The organism is Corynebacterium drakensteinense, assembly GCF_041224285.1.
Taxonomy (GTDB): Bacteria; Actinomycetota; Actinomycetes; order Mycobacteriales; family Mycobacteriaceae; genus Corynebacterium.
The window spans coordinates 61,266-85,224 of record NZ_JAXOFP010000005.1; the positions used below are offsets into that span (position 1 = coordinate 61,266).

19 protein-coding genes are annotated in these 23,959 nt (G+C 56.2%); 17 read left to right on the forward strand and 2 right to left on the reverse strand.

The window, feature by feature from the left end; genetic code table 11:
• Positions 1 to 12 precede the first annotated feature (12 nt).
• The 13 genes from U1140_RS04415 to U1140_RS04475 all read left to right on the forward strand — a co-directional run bounded on the left by U1140_RS04415 (position 13) and on the right by U1140_RS04475 (position 15,901).
• Complete coding sequence (locus tag U1140_RS04415; RefSeq protein WP_369846322.1) at positions 13 to 849, forward strand: tRNA (adenine-N1)-methyltransferase; 837 nt, start codon at positions 13 to 15, stop codon at positions 847 to 849.
• A gap of 203 nt (positions 850 to 1,052) precedes the next feature.
• On the forward strand, positions 1,053 to 2,579 hold the full coding sequence (arc, locus tag U1140_RS04420; protein ID WP_369846323.1) for a proteasome ATPase: 1,527 nt from the start codon (positions 1,053 to 1,055) through the stop codon (positions 2,577 to 2,579).
• A gap of 18 nt (positions 2,580 to 2,597) precedes the next feature.
• Positions 2,598 to 4,136, forward strand: a complete 1,539-nt coding sequence (gene dop, locus U1140_RS04425) for a depupylase/deamidase Dop (RefSeq protein ID WP_369846324.1) — start codon at positions 2,598 to 2,600, stop codon at positions 4,134 to 4,136.
• Between the two features lie 131 nt (positions 4,137 to 4,267).
• Entirely contained in the window at positions 4,268 to 4,480 is a 213-nt protein-coding gene (locus tag U1140_RS04430; RefSeq protein ID WP_369846325.1) for a ubiquitin-like protein Pup, read from the forward strand.
• The gene (gene pafA, locus U1140_RS04435; protein ID WP_369846326.1) at positions 4,477 to 5,940 is read left to right on the forward strand and encodes a Pup--protein ligase; all 1,464 of its coding nucleotides are present in this window, start codon (positions 4,477 to 4,479) and stop codon (positions 5,938 to 5,940) included. Before U1140_RS04430 ends, pafA begins: the two co-directional genes overlap by 4 nt.
• Before the next feature lie 80 nt (positions 5,941 to 6,020).
• Positions 6,021 to 7,073 carry a helix-turn-helix transcriptional regulator gene (locus U1140_RS04440; protein WP_369846327.1) on the forward strand — a complete coding sequence of 351 codons (1,053 nt, stop codon included), beginning with the start codon at positions 6,021 to 6,023 and terminating at the stop codon, positions 7,071 to 7,073.
• Positions 7,070 to 8,065, forward strand: a complete 996-nt coding sequence (locus tag U1140_RS04445) for a helix-turn-helix transcriptional regulator (RefSeq protein WP_369846328.1) — start codon at positions 7,070 to 7,072, stop codon at positions 8,063 to 8,065. The genes U1140_RS04440 and U1140_RS04445 overlap by 4 nt, the downstream gene beginning before the upstream one ends.
• A gap of 63 nt (positions 8,066 to 8,128) precedes the next feature.
• Positions 8,129 to 8,455, forward strand: coding sequence for a Sec-independent protein translocase subunit TatA (gene tatA / locus U1140_RS04450; RefSeq protein ID WP_369846329.1), 327 nt, complete (start codon positions 8,129 to 8,131; stop codon positions 8,453 to 8,455).
• Between the two features lie 224 nt (positions 8,456 to 8,679).
• The gene (gene tatC, locus U1140_RS04455) at positions 8,680 to 9,621 is read left to right on the forward strand and encodes a twin-arginine translocase subunit TatC (RefSeq protein ID WP_369846387.1); all 942 of its coding nucleotides are present in this window, start codon (positions 8,680 to 8,682) and stop codon (positions 9,619 to 9,621) included.
• Positions 9,622 to 9,632: 11 nt separating this feature from the next.
• Positions 9,633 to 12,434 carry a DEAD/DEAH box helicase gene (locus tag U1140_RS04460; RefSeq protein WP_369846330.1) on the forward strand — a complete coding sequence of 934 codons (2,802 nt, stop codon included), beginning with the start codon at positions 9,633 to 9,635 and terminating at the stop codon, positions 12,432 to 12,434.
• A 24-nt stretch (positions 12,435 to 12,458) separates the two neighbouring features.
• Entirely contained in the window at positions 12,459 to 13,241 is a 783-nt protein-coding gene (locus tag U1140_RS04465; RefSeq protein WP_369846331.1) for an FxsA family protein, read from the forward strand.
• Between the two features lie 86 nt (positions 13,242 to 13,327).
• Complete coding sequence (gene lnt, locus U1140_RS04470; protein ID WP_369846332.1) at positions 13,328 to 14,995, forward strand: apolipoprotein N-acyltransferase; 1,668 nt, start codon at positions 13,328 to 13,330, stop codon at positions 14,993 to 14,995.
• Between the two features lie 6 nt (positions 14,996 to 15,001).
• Positions 15,002 to 15,901 (forward strand): polyprenol monophosphomannose synthase, encoded by a 900-nt coding sequence (locus U1140_RS04475; RefSeq protein WP_369846333.1) that lies wholly within the window; start codon positions 15,002 to 15,004, stop codon positions 15,899 to 15,901.
• Between the two features lie 69 nt (positions 15,902 to 15,970).
• On the opposite strand, the gene U1140_RS04480 is transcribed toward U1140_RS04475, so the two are convergent.
• A complete protein-coding gene (locus U1140_RS04480; RefSeq protein ID WP_369846334.1) occupies positions 15,971 to 16,357 on the reverse strand; it encodes an RNA polymerase-binding protein RbpA in 387 nt (128 codons plus the stop codon).
• A gap of 544 nt (positions 16,358 to 16,901) precedes the next feature.
• Between U1140_RS04480 and U1140_RS04485 the strand changes: the two genes are divergently transcribed.
• On the forward strand, positions 16,902 to 17,597 hold the full coding sequence (locus U1140_RS04485) for a YceI family protein (RefSeq protein WP_369846335.1): 696 nt from the start codon (positions 16,902 to 16,904) through the stop codon (positions 17,595 to 17,597).
• A gap of 162 nt (positions 17,598 to 17,759) precedes the next feature.
• Positions 17,760 to 19,421, forward strand: coding sequence for a DUF1266 domain-containing protein (locus U1140_RS04490; RefSeq protein WP_369846337.1), 1,662 nt, complete (start codon positions 17,760 to 17,762; stop codon positions 19,419 to 19,421).
• Between the two features lie 62 nt (positions 19,422 to 19,483).
• Here U1140_RS04490 and U1140_RS04495 read toward each other — a convergent pair whose 3' ends face one another.
• Entirely contained in the window at positions 19,484 to 20,797 is a 1,314-nt protein-coding gene (locus tag U1140_RS04495) for a cyclopropane-fatty-acyl-phospholipid synthase family protein (RefSeq protein WP_369846338.1), read from the reverse strand.
• Between the two features lie 158 nt (positions 20,798 to 20,955).
• On the opposite strand from U1140_RS04495, the gene U1140_RS04500 reads away from it, so the two are divergent.
• Entirely contained in the window at positions 20,956 to 22,356 is a 1,401-nt protein-coding gene (locus tag U1140_RS04500) for an NAD(P)/FAD-dependent oxidoreductase (protein WP_369846339.1), read from the forward strand.
• Positions 22,357 to 22,413: 57 nt separating this feature from the next.
• The gene (locus U1140_RS04505; RefSeq protein WP_369846340.1) at positions 22,414 to 23,934 is read left to right on the forward strand and encodes a bifunctional hydroxymethylpyrimidine kinase/phosphomethylpyrimidine kinase; all 1,521 of its coding nucleotides are present in this window, start codon (positions 22,414 to 22,416) and stop codon (positions 23,932 to 23,934) included.
• Positions 23,935 to 23,959: the final 25 nt, after the last annotated feature.

Genomic DNA, 23,959 nt, shown 5'->3' on the forward strand with positions numbered 1-23,959 from the left:
AAAGGCTGCTTAATGGCATATTCTGGTCCCTTCAAATACGGAGACCGTGTCCAACTCACCGACGCAAAGCGTCGGCACTTCACCTTGTACCTCAAAGAGGGCAATAAGTTTCACTCCCACCAAGGCATCGTGGAGCACGACGACATCGTCGGCATGGATGAAGGCTCAGTGATTACCTCGACCATGGGCGGGCAGTTCTTGATGTTTCGCCACTTGATGGTTGATCACGTGCTGTCGATGCCTCGCGGAGCGCAAGTGATTTATCCGAAGGACGCGGCGCAGATCCTCATTGAAGGTGATATTTTCCGTGGAGCGCGGGTGCTCGAAGCTGGTGCTGGTTCAGGTGCGCTATCCATGGCTTTGCTGCGTGCGGTCGGGCCAGAGGGACACGTGTACTCGTATGAACTTCGTGAAGACCATATCGGCTATGCCATCGACAACGTCAAAGAATATTTTTCTGAACAACCAGAGTGGTGGAGTCCGCGCTTAGGCGATTTCCAACAGCTCACCCCAGACGATGTTGATGGCCCGGTCGACCGTGTGGTGCTGGACATGCTCGAGCCCTGGGAAATGCTGAGCACAGTTAAAAACGTGTTGGTGCCAGGTGGCGTATTCATCACCTACGTTGCCACCGTCCCACAATTGATGAAGGTGATGGAAGGCATCCGCGAACAACAGTGCTTTACCGAGCCGCGCGCCTGGGAGTCGCTGGTGCGCGACTGGAAGGTGGAAGGCTTAGCGACGCGTCCGGAGCACCGCATGAACGCGCACACGGCCTTTTTGATCATGACTCGCAGGCTTGCCGACGGCGTCGTGCCGCCACGTCCGAAGCGCAAGGCGCGTCGCTAGCATGCCCGAATCACTAGCCTGGCCTAACGTAGCTATTCCTTGCCTAGTTTGTTAGGCTGTACGAAGAGAAATCGCAAGGTCACCCGCCTTTCGGTAACAAGGCTTTTCTTGTTCGGCACCGGCAACCCGGTGCTTGCATAGAAGCCTGCACCGCCCCGCACGAGCCACAACCACACAAGCAGAAGGGAGGTTCGGTAAATCCTATGACACAAACGACTCCGAACCCACAGCTACAGCTTCGGCGTGATGTGCGTGAACTACGCAAACGCAATGAACAACTAGCGACTCTGCTCAAAACTTCGCGGGATAAGCTGGCGCAGTTGACCTCCGAGCTCAATGCGCTGCAAGAGCCAGTATCGACCTACGGCGTGTTCCTCGGCTACGCTCCGAATAGCCGCGGAGAAGCCGACGTGTTTACCTCGACTCGTCGCTTGCGGGTGAGTGTTTCCCCACTTATCGACCATGAAATTCCTACTGGCGCGCAGGTGCGCATGGGCGATGGCAGCGTCATCGTGGAAGACTGCGGTTTCGCCACTGATGGCGTGTTGATGCGCGTCAGCGAGTTCGTGGAGGATTCCGCCGAAGGCGATGCGCGCGTGTTGGCCTCCACCCCGCAGGGCGATACGCACGTCGTGCACTTGGCTGCTCCGCTGGTCGGGCACGTGCGCGCCGGCGATAGCGTGCTGGCGGATGTGAAATCCGGATTTGCCTTTGAGCGCATCGCGCAAGCTGAGGTTACGCAATTAGCGCTGGAAGAAATCCCCGATGTCACTTACGACGATATTGGCGGGCTGGATGCGCAGATTGAGCAAGTGCGCGATGCGGTCGAAATGCCTTTTGACCACCCAGAACTGTACCGGGATTACCAGTTGCACCCGCCGAAGGGTGTTCTCTTGTACGGCCCGCCGGGCTGCGGTAAAACACTGATCGCCAAGGCTGTCGCGCACGCTCTGGCATCTCGGGTCGGCGATGGCTCCGCGTCGTACTTTCTGAATGTGAAGGGCCCGGAGCTGCTCAACAAATACGTCGGCGAGACCGAACGCGTGATTCGCTTGATCTTTGAGCGTGCCCGCGAACTCGCCTCTGATGGCGCTCCGGTGATCATTTTCTTTGACGAAATGGAATCGATCTTCCGCACGCGCGGCACCGGTGTGTCCTCGGATATCGAAACCACCGCGGTGCCGCAGCTGTTGACAGAAATTGACGGCGTGGAAGGTTTGGACAACGTCATCGTGGTGGGTGCCACCAACCGCGAAGAACTGATCGACCCGGCTTTGTTGCGCCCGGGCCGGCTCGACATCAAGATTCGCATCTCTCGCCCGAGCAAGCAGGAAGCTCCGGATATCGTCAGCCGCTACCTGCACGAAGGCGTGCCGCATGCAGATCCGCTCGATGTGCTTATCGACGGCGCGGTCGACGCCTTGTTTGCCCCGCGGCCGTTCGTGGAACTCACGTTGCGCGATGGCAGCACCGCCGTACTGCACTATGGTGACTTCGTCTCGGGCGCGCTCATCGCGAATGTGGTTGACCGCGCGAAAAAGCTCGCCATCAAAGACTATATTGCTTCCGGATCAACCGGGAAGCACGGTATTACCTTGCGCCATATTCAATCTGCAGTGCGCACCGAGCAAGATGAGAGCGAAGATCTTCCGAATACCGCGAACCCCGAAGAATGGAATCGCATCGTGAAACTTTCCCACTCTGTGGTCTCTGCGCGGAGCTTGGTTTAAGGACAGGATTACACGCACATGAGCAGTACGCAGCAGCAATTTCACCGCTTTATGGGCACAGAAACCGAATTTGGTATCGCGACCCCCACGCAGCCGAAATTAAGCCCGATCATTACCTCGACTCATGCGGTAGTAAGCTACGCCCTGCGTAATATCGGTGCTCGTTCGCGATGGGATTTCGCTGCCGAACATCCCACCCGAGATACACGCGGGGGAGACCGCCAGCGTTACCGCAGCACCCCGATGGTCGATCCAGAAGCGCTGGGTGTCGCCAACGCGGTCACCCATAACGGCGCACGTTTTTACGTCGATCATGCGCACCCAGAATATTCTTCTCCAGAATGTGCCGATGCATGGCAAGCGATGGTCTATGACCAAGCAGGCGACCGAATTGCGCTACAAGCCATTAAAGATGTTGCTGCTTTTTCTGAACGCGGGGAATCTGCGTTAAGCAAGCACCAACCATGCCCACCGCTGAAGATTTATAAGAATAACGTGGATGGCAAAGGCGCATCCTATGGTTCGCACGAAAACTATTTGTATCCGCGCAGCACCGATTTTGCTGCTATCGCCGATGGTCTGATCCCGTTTTTCGTCACTCGCATCATCATGATCGGTGCCGGTCGCGTCGGACGCGGCCAGCACGGCGAGCACCCGGGATTCCAAATCTCGCAACGGGCCGACTATATCGAGCAAGAGATTTCACTAGAGACCACGCTCAACCGGGGCTTGATTAATACCCGCGATGAGCCCCACACGGATGCACAGAGCTACGGTCGCTTGCACGTCATTACTGGCGACGCGAATATGTCGCAGACATCCACGTTGTTGAAGCTGGGTACCGCGGCCCTAGTGTTGGACGCTATTGATACCGGTGTGCGTTTTGATGATCTGCGCCCGGTAGATCCCGTCGCCGAAATCTCTGCTGTCAGTCACGATTTGAGCCTGCAGCACCAGATCGAGCTTGTCGACGGATCACGCGCCACGGCAATCGAGATTCAGCGCGAATATCTCAAGCGCACCCGAGAGGTGTGTGAGGATCCGACGAGCACGCAGGCACGAGTTTTTGAGCTGTGGGCACACGTGTTGGACTTGCTAGCAGAAGATCCGCTGTCGAGCGCGCATCTTTTGGACTGGACCGCAAAATATGCTCTGATCAAGGGCTATCTCGATCGGGGTGTGGATGTCACAGACCCCAAGATTGCGCTGATTGATCTGCAGTACACCGACATCGATCCTACGAAATCCCTGTACCACGCTCTCGTGCGCAAAGGGCGCATGCAAACCTTAGCGAGTGAAGACGAGATCTCTCTGGCGGTCGCGCATCCACCAGAGCAATCCCGAGCCTGGACTCGCGGTCGCATGGTTGAACGTTTCGCAGATGACCTGGTTGCTGCGAACTGGCAAGAACTGCATTTTGTGGATTCTTCCAGCCCGAAAGGCGAGATCTTTCTCGATCTGACTGCCGTGGATGGATTCACCAAAAAGCAAGCGGAAGAGATCATTGCTAGCTCGGATACCGCAGCGCAAGCCGTTCGCAGACTCACTGCTAGCTAGGTCCCCGCGGCAGCACAAGGTACAACGCAAGGTACACAGCGCAACAATTTCTGCATAACGACATCAAAAAACGACTTAACCACGAAGAACAACCACGAAGAACAACCACGAAGAATAGGTGAGTGATCAGCATGGCACAGAATTCACAGCATAATACCAGTGCCCAGGCATCGCAGCAGAGCGGCAACGGTGGCGATGCTAACGACGAGCTCGATGAGTTCGGTAGCGGGCAAGCGCAAATTTCGACTTCCGGCACCGATGATCTGCTGGACGAGATCGATGGACTGCTCGAATCGAACGCAGAAGAATTTGTTCGTTCCTACGTACAAAAGGGCGGCCAGTGAGTAACGTCTTCACCCGCCGCATCATGGGCGTGGAAACCGAATATGGCATTACCGCGACTGCAGCCAACGGCAACCACACACTAGGCGCCGCCGAAGTCGCACGGTATCTATTCGAGCCCATCGTCGAAGAATACGGCAGCTCAAATATTTTTAGTGCGAATGGTTCGCGCCTTTATCTCGACATGGGGGCGCACCCGGAAATCGCCACTGCTGAATGCGACAGCATCACCCAACTACTGAATTACGAACGCGCAGGTGATCGCATTCTCGACGATTTGGCACAGCAAGCCGAGAAAAAACTCGAGCGAGATGGCGTCGGCAAGCACGTCTATTTATTCAAAAACAACCTCGATTCCCACGGCAACTCATACGGGTGCCACGAGAATTATTTGATTTCTCGGTCGATGGTATTGCGCGCGATTGGCCGTGCGCTCGAGCCGCTTATGGTTACCCGCCAGCTCGTGTGCGGTGCAGGGTTGATTGAACGCAAAACGCCTGAGCATCCTGCACAATTCGTGCTCTCGCAACGAGCAGATCAAGTGTGGGAGGGCGTGTCTTCGGCAACAACGCGCGCACGGCCGATGATTAATTCCCGGGACGAAGCACATGCGGATTCCACTGTGTACCGCCGGCTGCACGTCATCGGTGGCGATACCAACCTCGCCGAGCCCACGTTTGCGTTGAAAGTCGGTTCGGCGCTTTTGGTGCTGGAAATGATCGAAGCAGGCATCGAACTTCCAGATTTCGAGTTGGAGGATCCGATTGCGCAGATCCGGCAAATTTCTCGTGACCTGTCTGGGAAAACCGAAATGCGGTTGAAAAACGGCGGCACGGTCACTGCTTTGGAAATTCAGCAAGCGCTGTGTCAGCAGGCCACCGACTGGCTCGAGGTTCGGGATAATTATCGCGAATCAGGCCAGCGCGCCTCAGGACAAACTGAGTCTGGGCAGGATACCGGAACCTCAACTACCGAAATGTACCGTGTGGTGGATCTTTGGCGCCGTGCGTTAGAGGCGATCGAGACGCAAGATTTTTCTCGTGTAAACCGCGAATTAGATTGGGTGATCAAAAAAGAATTGTTTGATCATTACCGCAGCCGTCTTGGCGACGATTGGGAGCACCCAAAGCTGTTGCAGGTTGATCTTGCGATGCATGATATTCGACGCGGCCGGGGAATTTTCCAGGTACTGCAAGACAAGGGCAGGGTAGAGCGGTGGACCACTGATGAATCGATTGCCCAAGCGATGAGCACTGCTCCAACGACTACGCGGGCGCACCAGCGGGGACAATTTTTGGCGCATGCACGAAATACCCGCACGCCTTTTGCGGTCGATTGGTCGCGGATGAAGATCACAGAACCAAAGAAAATGGAATATACTTTTAATGATCCATTCGCCACGGAAAGCCCGGAGCTCGAAGAATTGCTCTCGATAATGAAGCAGAGCAACAACGCAGAGTGATGCAGCTGGGTGCTGACACTCAGTACGGTGCCGGGCTATGCCGGGGCACACACGATCGCTAGCGATACGGAGTACCCACCATGTCAGCCGCAGCAGCACGGAATATAACCTCGCACGCCGCTGCCTCGCAATCGGCACCGCGTCAACCGGCCGCTCCTCGTTATGATGCTGCCGTCGAGCGGCTCACCAATCTCACTTTCGCCCTGCGTGGCGCTGCACAGTCTGCAGGTCGCCCAGACCGCAGCGCGGAGTGGATTCACGCCAACGTTGCCGGATATCACGACAACCCGCATAGCTTTCGGGTGCAATTGCAGCGTGATGTCGCCACTTTGGCGCGTGCCGGTGTGTATATCGAAAGCTTCGCAGGCGAGAATGGCACGAATTACCGCTTGAATCCGGAGACGTACCACCTTCCAGAAATCTCGTTTACCCCAGAAGAGGCAACCGTGCTGGGAATTGCGAGCGAGGTTGGCCCGAACAGTGGTCTCGGAGCTCTCAGCAACGCGGGCTGGATAAAACTTGCGGCATCTGGTGCGCACCGCGAGATCACCCCAGGGCCTGGGTTTGTAGCGGATAATGACATCACTCGCCTGGACCCAGAAATTCTCCGGGCGATTCTTACTGGTGTGGCGCATAAGCTGCGCATTTCTTTTAATTATCAACACCATTCCGGTGCCCAGGTGCAACGCCGCACCATGGATTTGTGGGGGATTGTTCCACACCGCAACCGACTCTACGTTGTCGGCTGGGATGTTGACCGGCAGGCAGAGCGCTCATTTCGCTCCACCCGTATCAGCGATATCCGCAGATCACGACAAGCAGCGACCCACACGCAACCGACTGGTTCATTGCGCGAAATCGTCGACAAGACTTTGGCAGCGCGTGATACAGCGTCGGCGAGGATACTTACCCGCCGTGGTGCCGCGCCGCCGTTGGAGCAGAACGGTCAAGTTCTTTCCGACGGCAACGAAAGTGGCGGCGCTGGCGACGAAATCGTAGTGGAAATCTCGGGCGTCGACAAGGACTGGCTGGTGCGCACGTGTGCCGCGTATGCCGCGGAAGCTGTGGTGGAATCTCCAGAATCGATTCGACACCGGGTGCAAGAATTGTTAGAGAAAGCGAGCGCAGTATGAGTGCTGATTCTCCGCAGAAACTCGCGGCGCTGGTGCAGTCATTGAACTTGGTTCCGTATTTCAAAGCCCACCCAGAGCGCAGCGTGTTTGAGGCCGCAAAAGACCTAAGCCTGAGCCCCGATGAGCTGGTCCGGGCATTGGGACGTTTGCACTGCAGCGGGATCAGCGCCGACACGCAAGATCTCATCGATCTCAGTTATGAACTGACCAAAGGTGTGGTCATTCACGATGACCAAGGGATGGATTCTTCGCTGCGCTTAACACCGACCGAGGCTGGGGCACTGTTACTGACCGTCGAAGTGCTCGAGACCATGCCCGGGCTGGTAGACCGGTCCGCGGTTGCCTCGGCCGCAGAAAAATTGCGCTCCATCATGGATGAGCGTTCCCAGGCGATTTACGACGCCATTGCCGACCATTCCTCTGCAACGCCAGACGACGAAGATGCGCAGTTGCGCATTAACGAGGCTTTGAGCGTGAAAAAGCGGGTGCGCTTCGACTACTGGTCTGCATCATCAAATGCCACCACCAGGCGTGTCGTTGATCCCGCGCGAATTTTTATCCGTGGTGACGCAGCCTATCTCACTGCCTTTGTCGAAGACTACGGCGAGCATCGAACCTTTCGTATCGACCGCATGCGCAGTGTCGAAGTCTTGAATGAGCGGGCTAAACCGCGTTCTGCGCAGCTCCGGTTTTCCAGCGACGATCCCTTCGGCTTTCGGGATAGCAGCTCCGCCGAGGTGGAGATCGCCCCGGATGCGTTGTGGATGCTCGATGAATACGACATGAGCAGAACTTCCGATGCAGCAGAGACCACTACGAGGTGGGTAAGCGCACGCATGCCGGTCGGCAGCGCGAATTGGTTTGCCCGGTTCGCACTCAGTCATGCGGATCATCTACGGGTGATCGGCCCTAGTGATCTTGTACAAGCCGTGCGTGAACAGGCCCAGGCGGGTCTTCAGCGTTATAGTATGGTGAAGACGAATAATTCTTAGAGACTCGCCCAGCTTACGTAACACGTCGTTACGATGGCTGTGACGTTGAGAAAGGCGCGATTCATGAGCATCAGCCCTACACAAATTCTTTTGATCCTGGTCATCATCTTGCTGCTGTTTGGCGCAAAGAAATTGCCAGATCTCGCACGATCTGTGGGTCGTTCTACGCGCATCCTGAAGTCTGAAATGCGTGAGATGGGTAACGACGAAAGCCAATTTCAAAACAACCAGAACAGCCAGAATAACCAGAACAGCTACGGCAGTTACAGCAGCCAGCAAGGCCAACAGGCCATTGGGCAGCAGAATACGCAGGCACAAAAGCAACAGCCAAACATGGACGCTGAAGATTTCTGGAACAAACCCGAAAATCAGCCACGGTCTCAAAACTAATTCTGCACCACCAATCTCGCATGAGCTCACACAGCAGTCGCGAATAGGCCACGTTGATGAATACACCTCACTCACAGCCGGCACACCCCGGCTCCACACGTCCGGACGGCACACCTCGCCCCGGGCGTTCTGGCCATGTCTCGCGTAGTGGCTCCAGTATCATGTCGCGGTTACGCCTAAAAGCGACGGGCTCGGCGCGAAAGAAAAAATCCCCCACGGGCGATATGCCTCTGGTAGAGCACCTGAAAGAACTGCGCCGACGAGTCATTATCTCGACGATCTCAGTCATTGTCGGGGCAATAGTGGGCTTTATCTGGTACCAGAACGCACCCGGTCCCATACCAGCACTCGGTGAGATCTTGCGCGGACCATACTGCGGAGTTGATCCGGAACTGCGAGCTGATTTCACTGCCAACGGCGAATGCCGCCTGCTGGCAACCAGCGCAATGGAAATGTTCATGTTGCGCTTAAAGATTGGCGCTCTCGCTGGCACAGTATTGGCCGCACCGGTGTGGTTGTACCAGATCTGGAAGTTCATCACTCCCGGGCTGCTGCACAACGAACGACGGTGGACGTTTAGCTTCGTTACCATCGCAGTTCTGCTGTTCTTAGCTGGTACCGTCCTTGCGTATTTCTCGCTGTCGCTCGGCTTGAATTACCTGCTGACGATCGGCTCGGATTTCCAAACCGCGGCACTGACAGGGCAGGAATATTTCAGCTTTGTCGTCGCCATCATGGTGATCTTCGGTGTGAGCTTCGAAATTCCGCTCGTGATCGTGATGCTCAACTTGATTGGGGTATTGCGCTACGAAGCCGTGCGCACCAAACGTCGCCACGCGATTGTGCTCATCTTCATTTTCTCGGCGCTCATCACTCCGGCACAAGACCCGTATTCGCTGACAATTCTTGCAGTTGCGATTTGTCTGTTGGTGGAGCTGTCCTTCCAGTTCTGCCGGATCAATGACAAACGACGCGCAAAAAATGAACCAGACTGGGCAGGTCTTGACGACGACGAAGCTGCGCCATTGGATTATCAGCCAGAGCCCACCGCGGTGCCAACCTCCGTCGGCCAGCACACCGCCTCGGCGCACACGCCCCGGGTATCACCCCCGTCGGTAGCGGAAAACCGGAAGCCCCAGGCCTCGGGCTTCGACGACATTTTGTAGCCTAGATAATTATGATCAGCACCCATTTAGAGACCTTTCGCAGCCAACTGACTTACGAACTCGATCCATTTCAAATCCAAGGGTGCACGGCCGTGGAAAACGGCCACGGGGTGTTGGTGTGCGCTCCGACTGGTGCCGGAAAAACGGTAGTCGGCGAATTCGCGGTTTCGCTTGCGCTGTCTCGTGGCACCAAATGTTTTTACACCACGCCAATCAAAGCCTTGAGCAACCAGAAATTCCATGACCTGGTTGCGGCTCATGGCGAAGACGCCGTGGGGCTGCTGACCGGCGACGTGTCTTTCCAACCTGATGCTGAGATTGTTGTCATGACCACCGAGGTGCTGCGCAACATGATTTATGCGCAATCACCGGCGCTGGATCGCCTCACCCACGTCGTGATGGACGAAATTCACTTTCTCGCCGATCAATCACGCGGTGCGGTGTGGGAAGAAGTCATCCTGAACCTGGAAGAACATGTCTCAATCATCGGTTTATCGGCGACAGTATCCAATTCGGAAGAATTCGGTCGCTGGTTATCCGCGGTGCGCGGTGATACCGAGGTCATTGTCTCGGAAGAGCGCCCGGTTCCACTAGAGCAATGGATGCTCATCGGGCAGAAGGTATTCCCGCTGTTTGCCCCCGGTAACGACACTGCCGCTAATGACACCGCTGAGAACAGACAAGTCAACGCCGAATTGCAGCGTCGCGTCGCGCGATTAGAAGCCGGAGATGTTGCTGATGGCCGGGCTGACTTCCGCCCGGGGCAAGGTTTTCGCTCGCGTTCTGGCTCCGGGGGCTCGCGTAGCGGGGCAGTGCGCCAGCAAGATCGCTACCGTCCGCTGGGGCGGCCAGAAGTCTTGCGACTTTTGCAGGGGCAGAACATGTTGCCTGCCATCATCTTTATTTTTTCTCGGGCCGGCTGTGATGGTGCGTTGCATCAATGCCTACGCTCGAAGATGGTGTTGACTGATCCGGATGAGCAGACCACCATTGCTGAAATCATCGATGCCGGTGTTGCTGGCATCCCGGAAGAAGACTTAGAGATTCTGCGGTTTTCGCAGTGGCGCAAGGCGCTGATCCGCGGTTTTGCTGCGCACCATGCCGGAATGCTGCCAGCGTTTCGCCATATCGTCGAAGAGCTGTTTGTTCGCGGGCTGGTGCGTGCGGTATTCGCCACCGAAACTCTCGCGCTCGGTATTAATATGCCTGCCCGCAGCGTGGTGTTGGAAAAACTTGTGAAGTTCAATGGCGAAGCCCACGTGGAACTCACCCCAGGCCAATATACGCAGTTGACCGGACGTGCTGGACGACGCGGCATCGACACCCTGGGCAATGCGGTGGTGCAATGGGCACCGGCGATGGATCCACAGCGCGTCGCAGGCCTCGCGTCGACGCGGACATACCCGCTCATTTCGACGTTCGAACCGGGCTACAACATGGCCATCAACTTGCTGAAAAATCTCGGCATGGATGATTCCTTGCGTCTGCTGGAGAAATCGTTTGCGCAGTACCAAGCTGATGGCTCAGTGGTCGAAGAAACCCGCGAGATTGAGCGCGCAACCCATCGCGTCGACAAGCTTCGCGAACAATTGAACGACGCCATCGCTGCATTCGCCCCGCCGATCACCGACGAACAAGATCCTGCACAACTGTTGTCTGAATACGTCGAACTGCGTAAACAGCTCAGTGCAGAAGAAAAATCCGTGAAATCGCAGGCGAAAAGTAACCGTGCCGACGAAACCCGTGCGGTGCTGGCGAAACTGCAAATTGGCGATGTCATCGCGTTGCCGAGCAAAAAGCGGCCGGTGCTAGCGGTGGTGAATACTCCCGCCAACCAAACTGCGGATCCGCGTCCGTGGATCACGACAGAGAAAGGTTGGTCGGCACGCATCGATGCCACTGGGTTTGAGAATCCACCAGCTCTAATCGGGCGAATGAAGCTGCCCGGCAAGGCATTGAAGAATCCGCGGCGCCATAGCCACGTCGTCGTCGACAAGTTTGCCAAAGAGAAATATCCGCGGCCACGCAAGATGAAGATGAAAGCGCGCGTGCGCGATACCGATCGCATCAAAACCCTCAGGTCCAAGATGAAAGAGCACCCAGCGCATGCCTGGCCAGCACTGGAGCGTGAACAGCTAACGCAACTGGCGCAAAAATACCTGCGCCGGAAAGGTGAGCTGGAGAAACTGCAGAACACCGTCGATAAGGCTACCGAGACTTTGGGCGATATGCTGCGCCGCATTGTGGATTTGTTGACCGAGTTGGACTACGTCGACATCATCGACGGCGAGCCTGTGGTCAGTGCGGAAGGCGAGAGGCTCGCGCAGGTGCACAATACCTCCGACTTGCTGGTGGCGCAGTGTTTGAAGCGCGGAATTTGGCAAGATCTAGACCCCGCTGAGCTTGCTGGCGTCGTCGCCATGTGCGCCTTCGAGAACCGACGAGCAACCGGCGGGCAACAGCTAGCAGGCATTAGCGATGCGATGACTTTGGCCATGGAGAACACGATGCGGCTGTGGCACGAACTCATCGCCGACGAACAGCGTCATAAATTGCCTACGACACGCGAGCCAGAACCAGGTTTCAGTATCGCAATCCACCAGTGGTGCGCGGGCGCGCCGTTGGGTTATTGTTTGGCGGCGGCTAATGAATCCGGAGCTGAGCTGACTCCTGGTGACTTCGTACGGTGGTGCCGGCAGGTGATTGATCTGCTACAGCAGGTCGCCAAGACGGGTTATAGCACGGACGTCAAGCGTATTGCTGGTCAGGCAATTGGCGCAATTAACCGCGGCGTGGTGGCTATTGGCAGCTAAAGACTTCTAGGTAGGGTAGTGGGCATGCCATTCGTGATCTTATTTTTCTATATGCTCGCCGAATTCCTGGCGTTTTGGGCGGTCGCTAGCCTGATTGGATTTGGGTGGGCGCTCGTCGCATTATTGGCCACGGTGTTCTTGGGCATTGTGATCACTCGCGTGGAGCTGCGTCGTATCGCAGCAAGCCAAGCCTCTTTGGTGCAGCGCTTGCAAAACCAGCGTGCCGGTGGGCTTGACGACGATGTATTCAACAGCGAAGATCTACAGAAAATGCATGCACAGCAAAACCGCAAGTCTGCCGGTGATATCGGTCTGACGTTGGCGGGCGCATTGTTGTTGAGCATTCCCGGATTCGTCACGGCCATCATCGGTCTGCTGTTAGTTTTTCCGCTGACACGGCCGATTATTCGCGGTTTCTTGTTGGGCCGCATGCTGCGCAGCATGGAAAAACTTGGGGTGCGTTTTTTCGAAGCCTCGTCCGCTGGACGGAAAACCGCCAGTTACGGCAGCTTTGGTTTTTCACCTGGTCAAGGCCCTACTGGACAGGGTAGTGCGGGCAGTCGGGGTTCTGTTATCGATAGTTCAGCCATCGATAATTCGGACATCGATAGGTCAGACACCGACAGCTCAGACAACAGCGATTCTGCTTTCGATAAAATCGATAAATTCGATGAAGAGGAGTTGCGCAAATGGGCGGAGTCGATGCGCCCCGAGGACTTCGCTTCCGAGAAGAATAATTCTGAGAAGAATAATTCCGACGAGCCAGATGCCAAGGATGACGATTCGCGCCACGATGGATCCCATTAATTGACTCAAAGTTTTGCACGTCAGCTGGGGCTTCGGCACAGATTGTGTCACCATGGTTCGGGCTTTTTACCGGTTAGATTTCAGTGATGCTTATTTTTTTAATCCGCCTGGTACTCGCGGTACTTTCCGGCGCCGCAGCATTTACCTCATATGAGCCTTTAGGCTGGTGGGCTGCCGGTATTCTAGCCGGTGGTTTATTGTATGCGGCCGTATTGCCGTGGCCCCGAGGACGCGCCCGCGCGAGGCCGACGAGCGTGCGCCCGACCATGGCGCAGGGTGCTGCCATCGGATTCGTGCACGGTATGTCTTGCTATCTGTTGTTATTGCCGTGGATCGGAGAATTCGTCGGCAACCCGCCGTATATAGCTTTGGCGATCGCGTGTTCTCTGTATGCGATTCTGACTGGTCTCGGCGGGGTGGCTCTGGCGCGCTCACGTTGGGGCTTCGTTGCCTTTCCACTGTGGTATCTCGCCATCGAATTTGCGCGGAGTTCCTTCCCGTTCGGTGGTTTTGGCTGGGTTCGTCTCGCGTGGGGGCAGATCGAAGGCCCGCTGGCTGGTCTCGCGCAATGGGGCGGGCCGGCATTGGTTACAGTCGCCGCGATGTATATTGGCGTCGGGTTGGCACAATTGCTCGCCAGCACACGCATTTTCCGCGGCAACGAACGCACCACGGCGACGAGCACCCACATGGTTTCCAGTCAGGCGCAGCGCAGCCTGCAGCGTGGTGTTAGCATCGCGATGATCATTATCCCGTTGCTCGGTGGTGCGGTCGCGACGTTGCAGCTCAACCGGCCAGGCAACACGTTTGATGAGATCACCGTTGCCGCGATTCAGGGCAATGTCCCACGCCTTGGCCTTGATTTTGCTGCGCAGCGCAGGGCAGTGCTGAATAATCACGTGCGAGAGACCAAGAAGCTTGCCGACGATGCCGCAGATATTGACGTCATCATCTGGCCAGAAAACTCTTCGGACGTGAATCCGTTTAGCGACCAAGAAGCCTATGACGCGATTGCTAGCGCGGTGGAAGCCGTCGATACGCCGATCGTGGTCGGCACAATCACGCACCGTGATGGGAACCCGTATAACACGATGCAGGTTTTCGCGCCTGATGCGACGGCGCCGCGTAGCAAGATGACCCCTGGCGAATTTCACGACAAAGTTTATTTACAGCCATTCGGCGAGACGCTACCGCTGCGCGGCTTGTTTGAAAAGCTTTCAGAATATGCTGAAATGGCGGGGAATTTCGTCCCCGGTGATGGCAACGGAGTGCTTGATGTGACAACGCACCGTGCGGCCACCACACGAGAACATGGCAACACAGATGCAACCGATGCAGCCGACGGCCACGTCGCAATTGGCGTCGCTACCTGCTATGAAGTGGCTTTCGACGAGGCTTTCCGTCGCTCCATCGACAATGGTGCGAGCATTCTCACCTCGCCGACGAATAACGCGACATTCGGTTTTACAGACATGACCTACCAACAATTGGCGATGTCGCGCATGCGCGCTATTGAGACCGACCGTACCGTGGTAGTTCCGGCGACCAGCGGTGTGTCCGCACTGGTAGATCCAGCGGGCAAGGTCTTGGCCGATACCGAAATTTTCGAAGCGAATCATCTCGTCGATACGCTGCCTTTGCGCTCAGGGATAACCCCGGCGGTTCGTTACGGGCAGATGCTTGAACTCGTGCTGGTTGTGGCAGGAGTATTATTGGGTAGTCTTGCTGTGTTCCGTCGTCGTGTGAAGGAGTAACCCACCATGACTGAGTCCGCCGCACCGTCTGCGAAGACTCTCGTTATCATTCCGACTTATAACGAGAAGGAAAATTTGCCACGCATTGTTGCTCGTCTGCGCAAGGCGGAGCCGCGCGTTGATGTTTTGGTCGTCGATGATAATTCCCCGGATGGCACCGGCGAGCTTGCCGACGATTTAGCAGCCGAAGATGCCGCGGTCAAAGTACTGCATCGCGCCGGCAAGGGCGGGCTGTGCGGTGCCTATGTCGCCGGTTTCCAGTGGGGTTTAGAGCGTGATTACCAAGTTCTGTGCGAGATGGACGCGGACGGTTCACATGCACCAGAACAGCTTCATTTGCTGCTCGATGCCATCGATGCTGGGGAAGATGCGGTGATCGGTTCGCGCTACGTACCGGGTGGGGAAGTCGTCAACTGGCCGAAAAACCGCGAGTGGCTCTCACGCGGCGGAAATCTCTATATATCGCTGGCTTTGGGAGCTGGGTTGTCGGATATGACAGCTGGCTACCGGGCTTATCGGCGCAGCGTGCTCGAAGCGCTGGATCTCGAAGATTTGTCGAATGCGGGCTATATTTTCCAGGTGGATCTGGCACGGCGTGCGATCAACGCTGGGTTTGTGATCGCCGAGGTTCCAATCACGTTCACCGAACGGGAATATGGCGAATCGAAGTTGGATGGATCCTTTGTGACGGATTCGCTTGCGGAGGTAACGCGGTGGGGAATTGCGCACCGGACGCAACAGGTACGCGATTTCGCCGCGAGCGCCGGAGAGCTCGGGAAACACGAGTTGCGGGATTCTTCGCTGGCGAAAGTGCCGTCGCGAGTGGCAGGTGCTGCGGGCATGGTATCTGCTGTGGTGCGTGATTTCGCCGCACAGATCAACAAGCAGCGTTCAACGGTTAAATAGCAAAAAGTGCCAGCTCCCGGTGAGTAATCGGTGGGAGACTGGCACTTCCCGCAGTTAATTCAGGCAGTGTTATTTGCCTTCTGCTTCCTGCTGTTCTTTTTGTTCCTTCAGCAATTTGGCTGCCGTACGGCGGCGCTTGCGCAGGTGCTCGATGCGCTCTTCGAGGAGTTTATCGAGTTCTTCGATGCTGCGACGTTCACACAGCATGTCCCAGTGGGTGCGTGGTGGCTTAACTGGCTTCGACTCGACGCCTTCGCCTTCCACGAGGGTTCCCCATTTGCCGTTTTTGCAGAGCCACTCTTCTGGGATTTCCGCATCGTCGGCGAATGGAACTTCGTAGACATCGCCGTCTTCGGTGCGATATTTCACCATTTGGCGTGGTGCCAGGTCATGGTCGCGATCAGTTTCGTAACTGACAGCACCCATGCGGCTGCCGCGCAACACGCGATCTGCCATAAGTGGGACACATCCTTAGTTTATTCCGGGGGCATTGACGAAGTTTCCGCCCCGAACAGGAGCAGAAAATTCGCCAGGATATCGATCTACCACTATAACGCACGAGAAGTAGATTTTGTTCCCAGAGACGATTTATTCGGTCTTTTCGTTCTTTTCGTCAATAGACTAAAATAACGAGGGTGTCTGCCTACCCATCAGCCAACCAAGAAACCCGCCCCAACCCATGCCAGTGGTGCGGTGCTGAGGTTGCCGTCCAGGGGCGCGGTCGGCCACGAAAATACTGCAGTACCTCATGCAAGCAACGAGCGTATGAGCAACGTCAAAATCTAGCGGGCACAGAAATCGCCCCCGATGCCGTAATATTAAGCAAAGCCAAAGCGGATATGCTGCACGATTCGTTGTTTCAGTTGCGGTGTGCGGCCGAAGATATCGCGTGGGCGGCAGCTGAAGAAGCGTCCACAGAAGAACTTGGGCAACTGTGTGCCGAGCTTATTGAATTAGCGCGTTCCATAGAGAAGTTGAGGTAATGATGAAGAAGGCTCCCATGAAACGTCGTAAATCAGTCATCGTGATTTTCGTCGTCCTCATTGTTATTTTGGCTCTAATCAGCCTGGTTCCGTTGCTGTACCGCGTGTTCACTGGGCCAGGTGTCAAGACTGAACCGCTGAGCGATTCGCGCGCACAAGCTGCATCAACGCCGCTGGATGGGCATTGGCATGTGGTAGAGGGTAAAAACCCGAATATCACCTCGGTGGGCTTTACCTTTTCGGAGATTTTGCCTGGTGACGAGCGTGTGACGTCTGGTTCGACAGGTTATGTCACCGGTGAAGCCGAAATTAGCGATTCCACGCTGGAGTTCGCCACGGTTGAGGTAGACATGAACGAATTGTCAACGGACCGCGATGTCCGTGACGTTAACATGAAAGACAAGCTGTTTGAGACCAGCAAGTTCCCGACGGCAACGTTTGCGCTCACAGAGCCGGTCGACGTCTCACAATTACCAGAAGATGGCACGGCCGGAGTCATTGATATTGCAGGCGAGCTGACGATCAAAGATCACAGGGAGCTTGTCGACGCGCAGTTCCAGGCATTGCGCGACGGCGAGATGTTGATCGTTTCTGGCGAGGTCGAGATCAACCGTGAAGACTTCGGTGTGCATTCGCCAGATTTGATCGCAGCCAAGATTGCAGAGACGGGCACGGTCGATATTCGTTTGAGCTTTGCCAAAAAGAACGGTTAAAGCGGCGAATTTGCGTCTAACCGGTGCCGTTATCACCCCTCCTTAATTGTCCGATAATTGACATTATGTCACTTTAAAGATTGTCCGTTCACTCCTCTGTCCTGATTAATATTTGCGCACCATTCCGGTCCGGGCCGCAAGTACGCCGGTATGCTGGTGGGTATGGCTGAACGAAAGATCGATGCAGTTTTCCTGACTGAAGCAACCAATTACGAGGATTATCTCGCCAAGGCCCAGCAACGCGGTTTTGATTTCGACTTGCAAAAATCTGGTGTAAAAGACGAGATGCTCCGTCGCGGTTGGTCGGTCGTGGCGCCCTATTTCTTGCGTCCCAATATCGCTCCGGATGGCCCCTTGCCGGCGATGCCGAAGATCGAGCGTGACGATGAAGGCAACATCGTCAAAGCAACAGCCAATCCCCAACTGGCGCAGTTTTTGTCGAAAGCATGGAACATTAACAGTCGAAAAGATTTGTTGACTTCTGCACAAAAAGCCTCGCAGCACACTCACGACAAGGCCTACGAAGCAGGACGAGCAACGCTGCAAGAGATTCGCCAGCTTCCACTCGAAAAACGCGCAAGTCAGACCAGCGTGTTGGTCAACGCATTATCGGCGGCTCTTCCAGAGGCACCTTTTGCGACCTTGGAATCCGAAGCCAACCGTTTAATGCGTCCGCTGCTTAATCCGGATGCTGACGTTTTGATTCCAGCCGACCTTCCGCGTAGCTTGGCTGGCTTCTATTTTGCCGCTGCGGTACGGCAACTCAACCTCGGCGCAGGTGCCGGCTTGATCAAGCCCAGTGAGGTACGTCCGATTATCGTCAAGTGTATTCTCGGCATTGCGCGAGCTTATGACACCTGGGACGAATATGTCGCGGCGCTGATTTACGGAGAAGCAATGCTGGCCAGCAAAATTGGTGAGCATTTCCGATTTATTTTTCATAACGCTGCGGCGCTGCTCACAGCACCTGGTTCGCCGTGGGTCGAACTGCCCTTGCACACCGAGACCTTCCCTCCTATCAAATCCAACAGCTACGAAGAGATCTTCTCGTCGATGCGCAAAAACGCCCAGGAACTTCCGGTCGCGGCAATGGGCACGCTTGACGACGAAACCCGGCTCGGCTGGTCGCTGCAAGCACCATATTTAGTGGGTAGCAAGATCCCGCTGGATGCACCAGCAAGCTATGACGAAGAACGCAGGAAAGAAATCTGGAAGCACCTGGAAAACCAACACCAGGTTTCCGATGCCGCAAGCTTACGCACTGCTATCGCACGTTACCTGGATGAACCGGATCACGAGGCTTATCGCCTGATCCGCGCTGATCTACAAGAAATCCGCGGCTGGGACCTGGAAAAACGCCAAACGCAGGCTTTGGAGAAGATCGCCAACAGCCTACGCGCAAAATACGCACCTGCTATCGACGAGCACGCGGATGCCCAGCTGGTCGACAAAGAAATCTCGGAAGCGGCACGCCAGCTCACACGATTATTGTCGCTGGAAGATATCGATTTGTTCCTGCCCACTACCCTTCCCAGCTCGCTGGCGGGTTGGCGCATTGCGCAAGGCGTGCGACTTGCTGCAATGGGCTTTGCCACCGAGCTCTTTAGCGAAGACGAGGCGAACGAATTCGCGCTTGTCGGTGCACAACGAGCGAAAAACAATCACACCGATTGGCGCGATTACGGTGACGGGTTCTTGGTCGGTCGCCTGTGCGAAAACGGCCAGGCAGATGGCCTCCAGCAGCGCATGATGGCTTCCACGGCAGGCGCGTTAGCCTCCAAGCAATCGCCATGGCACGACCTGGCGCTGCACTCTGGTCGCTAGACTGCTCGAGACTGCTCGCTATTTTAAGCCTGGACCGGCATGTGCTACCTCTTAGTTTTGCGCTAGCGCCGCCCGCGGCGGTGCCGGTGCGTTGCTGTAAATTGCACCGCGTCCAGCATGCCTAAATCCAGTAGGGTTTCGCGCAGTGCGAACTGAAACACCCAGAGTCGCCGGTAGACAGAATCAAAGCCACTGGCGGCAGCCTCGCGCAGATGCCCTTCGAAGAAACTACGCTGCAATTGCAGCGATTTGCGGTAATGCGAACCGAAATGGGTCTGTTTAATAATCCGCAAGCCCGATTTTTGATCAAACAACTTGTGGTGCGCGGTGACATCCTGATAATCCAGGCCGGGCCAGACATAAGCGCGTAATGCTAACAGCGCATTGCGTGCAGAGGCTGTCATTCCATCGGTAGCGACCAACGTCTGTAGTCCTAGCTTGCCACCAGGTGCCAGGAGTCGACCGACATGCCGCAAGAAATACACGCGGTCGCGCGGCGCCAAGTGCTCAAACGATTCCATGCACACGATTGCGTCGTAACGGCCCTGCCAATCGCTAGGTGTTGGCAGCGGGTTCGAAATATGCTGGGTGTGCACATTATCATCCACGCCCGCGAGTACGAGGTCATCGCGTATAGCGGCGAGATGCTCGGCGTCGCTGCTGAGCGCATCGACGACTGCACGACGCTTGCCAGCTACCTCGGCAAGAACTGCGCCGTTGGCCGGAAATTCCAGCACATGGCTTGACGCTATCACCCCGAGATCATCCAGTAGGTAGTGCGCCGCGCGAGCCTGCGCATCGGCAAAATCATCACGCTCGACATCTTGTGGCTCCGAAATCTCGGTGACATCAACAAAATGTTGTTTCGGTTCGTGGCTGCCATGTTGGGCCGGGACATAGCTGTTGACTGAATTACGCACGGTCGTCGCTACACCCGTCGAAAAGATGCCGGCAAAGCCGCTGGATTTTTCTGCTGAATACAACCGCACCAAATCCACCGGAATCTGGCCACCGTCGTAAGGCTCGACGGGAACTTTTTGTTTGCCGCGTGGCGCGTAGCCGGTGGCAAGCAACCGGGTCAAGACCTTCACCAATGATGCGGAATCCGGGGTGCGCCACTCTCCTGCCATGTACGACTCCACCAATCCCAGCCAGCCTGCTTGGGCGATGCGGTGAAAGAAAAACTCGTGGTCAATGATCAAATCCGGTTGTGCCTGCGGATCTAGTTCAAGGTCGGCATTGGCGCAGGCTTTAGCGAATTGCGCTTCGGCAAGCCGGGCACGCAACGGTAACAAAGCCCCGTTCGGCACGGTTGCAATCGACGGCCACGCCTGCGCATCAATGGAGGAAAGGTGGGCCAAATGTTGCTCGTGCACAAATTCTCCTTGCAAACACTCGGCGACAGGCGGGGCGAATAGTCCCAATGATTTTAGCAAAGGGTTGCTGGCAACTAGACTGTATAGGCGTATATTTAACTGTGTACTTATTCAAATACACTGCAACTACACTGCACAATTTCTACGAAGAGGTATCTATGTCTCAAGCTCACCGTCCTGCAGGTGATCGTCACCATGTCGTCGTCATCGGCTCTGGCTTTGGTGGCCTGAACACAGTCCAAGGTTTGGCTAGCTCTGATGTCGACATCACGCTGATCGACCGCACCAACAGCCACCTGTTCCAGCCAATGCTCTACCAGGTGGCAACCGGCCTGGTATCAGCCGGCGAAATCGCGCCGTCGACGCGTCAGTTACTGCGCAAGCAGAACAACGTTGACGTCGTACGCGGTGAAGTCACCGGTATCGATGTCGAAAAGCAGACCGTCACCGCATCCCAAGGCGATATCAGCAAAGATTTTGCCTATGACTCCTTGGTCATCGCTGCTGGTTCCAACCAGGGATACTTCGGCAACAACCACTTCGCACAGTACGCGCCAGGCATGAAGAACATCGACGATGCACTCGAGATCCGTTCTCGTCTACTGGGTGCATTCGAGCGCGCCGAGCTGACTGATGATCCAGAAGAGCGCGCCCGCCTGCTGACTTTCGTCATCATCGGTGCCGGCCCTACCGGCGTCGAGCTTGCTGGCCAGTTGGCTGAGCTTGCCAAGCGTGGTCTGAAGGATACCTTTAAGAACATCTCTCCAGAATCTGCGAAGATCATCCTGCTCGATGGTGCGCCACAGGTACTGCCTCCATTCGGCAAGAAGTTGGGCAAGAAGGCCCAGCGCACCCTGGAAAAGCAAGGCATCGAAGTACGCCTGAACGCTATGGTCTCGGATGTGGATGAAGACAAGGTCGTGTACAAGAACATGACTGATGATTCTGTCCACACCATCGAATCTCCAACCAAGATCTGGTCCGCCGGTGTGGAGGCTTCCCCGCTGGGCAAATTGGTTGCTGAGCAGGCTGACGTGGAATTCGACCGTGCTGGTCGCGTCAGCGTCAACGAAGACATGACTGTCGGCGATCTCGACAACGTCTACATCATCGGCGACATGATGTCGCTGAACCGTCTGCCTGGTGTTGCTCAGGTTGCGATCCAGAGCGGCAAGCACGTCGCCAAGCTTATCGACGCGAAGACGAGCGAGGATTCCGAGCAGAATCCGAAGGAAGCGTTCGACTACTTCGACAAGGGATCGATGGCGATCATCAACCGCGGAAACGCCGTGGTCAAGATGGAAAACAGCGAGATCACCGGCTTTGTTGGCTGGCTGATGTGGCTGGTTGTCCACGCGCAGTTCCTCACCGGTGTGCGCAACCGTTTGTTCACGGTTCTGAACTGGACCAGCAACGTGGTCTCCCGTAACCGCGGAAACCTGGAGATCACCGAGCAACAGCGCCACGGCCGTAACGCCCTGATGAAGCTGGGCAAAGCCACTACTGACGACGCGGAACAACCAGTTGAAGTCAAGGACTGCCGCCGCTTCCAAGGCTAAGCTCATACAGGAAAACTAGGGCTAGCATTTCCTTTAAAATTCGCTAACCTGGTGGGCATGAAGACGAATGCTCGTATCTTGTCCATCGCCGGCACCGACCCCTCAGGCGGTGCCGGCATTCAAGCTGATTTGAAATCAATTGCCGCCGCCGGTGGTTTCGGCATGTCCGTGGTCACCGCTCTGGTAGCACAAAACACCCAGGGTGTGCGCAGTATCCACACCCCACCGACGGATTTTCTCCGCGAGCAACTCGCCAGCGTCGCTGATGACGTCGAGCTCGATGCCATCAAGATCGGCATGCTGGGCGATAGCGAAACCGTCGATGTCGTATCTGCGTGGTTGTCGGAACAGAAAAAGACTCAGAAAACAGCGACGGTGGTCCTCGACCCGGTGATGGTTGCCAGCTCTGGAGACCGGTTGTTGCAGGCCGACGCCGAAGCCAAGGTGCGTGAGCTGTGCACGCACGTCGACGTGATCACACCAAATTTGAAAGAGCTCGCGGTCCTCGTCGAAGACGACGAAGCGACCGAATTTGCGGTTGCGGTAGACCAAGCGAAACGATTCGCCAAGGCCCATGATGTCACCGTGATCGTCAAAGGCGGCCATCTCGACGGAAGCGCAGCTGATAACGCGGTTGTCAGCCCGGACGGCGCGGTCCACCGGGTGCCAGCCACCAGGGTCGATACCAAAAACACGCATGGCACCGGATGCTCTCTGTCCTCGGCATTGGCGACGCGCCTCGGTGGCGGCGAGAGCCTGAACGACAGCCTGGAGTGGGCAACGAATTGGTTGCACGAAGCCATCGCGAATGCAGATGCACTTAACGTCGGCACCGGTCACGGCCCCGTGGATCACTTCCACCAGCTGCGTCGTTATGCGCGCAATGCTGATACCACGCCCTGGACTTTCCCCCTCAACGATGCAGCACCGACTCCAGCGATCGCCGCACAAGGACCACACACCGAAAAGTTGTGGGAGCAGACCGGAACGCTGTGGCGCGAGATCATGGAGCTGCCGTTTATCACGGCGTTGACCAGCGGCGAGCTCTCCGAAAAAGACTTCCTGTTTTATCTTGCACAAGACGCGCTATACCTCGAGTTGTATTCCCGCGCCTTGGCTCGCTTGTCGACGAATGCGCCGACAGCCGAAGAACAAATCTGGTGGGCGAAAGCCGCGCAGGAATGCTTGACTGTCGAAGCGGAATTGCACCGCTCCTTCAACGTTCCAGAGGTTGATCCCTCGCCTGTGACCACAGCGTATACCGATTTTCTGGTGGCACGTACCTTTACCGATGATTACGCCGTCGGGGTTGCCGCTGTGTTGCCGTGCTTCTGGCTGTATGCCGAAATTGGTGAGGCATTGGCCAAGCACATCAGCGCTGAGCACCCGTACCACTCGTGGTTGGAAACCTACGGCGACCCCGATTTCGCCGAAGATGCACGCAAGGCAATCCGCGTGGTGGAAAATGCTTTTGCGAATGCCAGTGACGCCACCCGAAAGCGCGCTAGCCGGGCATATCTCCAGGCGTGTGCGCATGAACGCGAGTTTTTCGATCAAGCCGCGCGGGTGCAGCGCTAGCAAGCGGCATGCCCGTGAGGGGCTG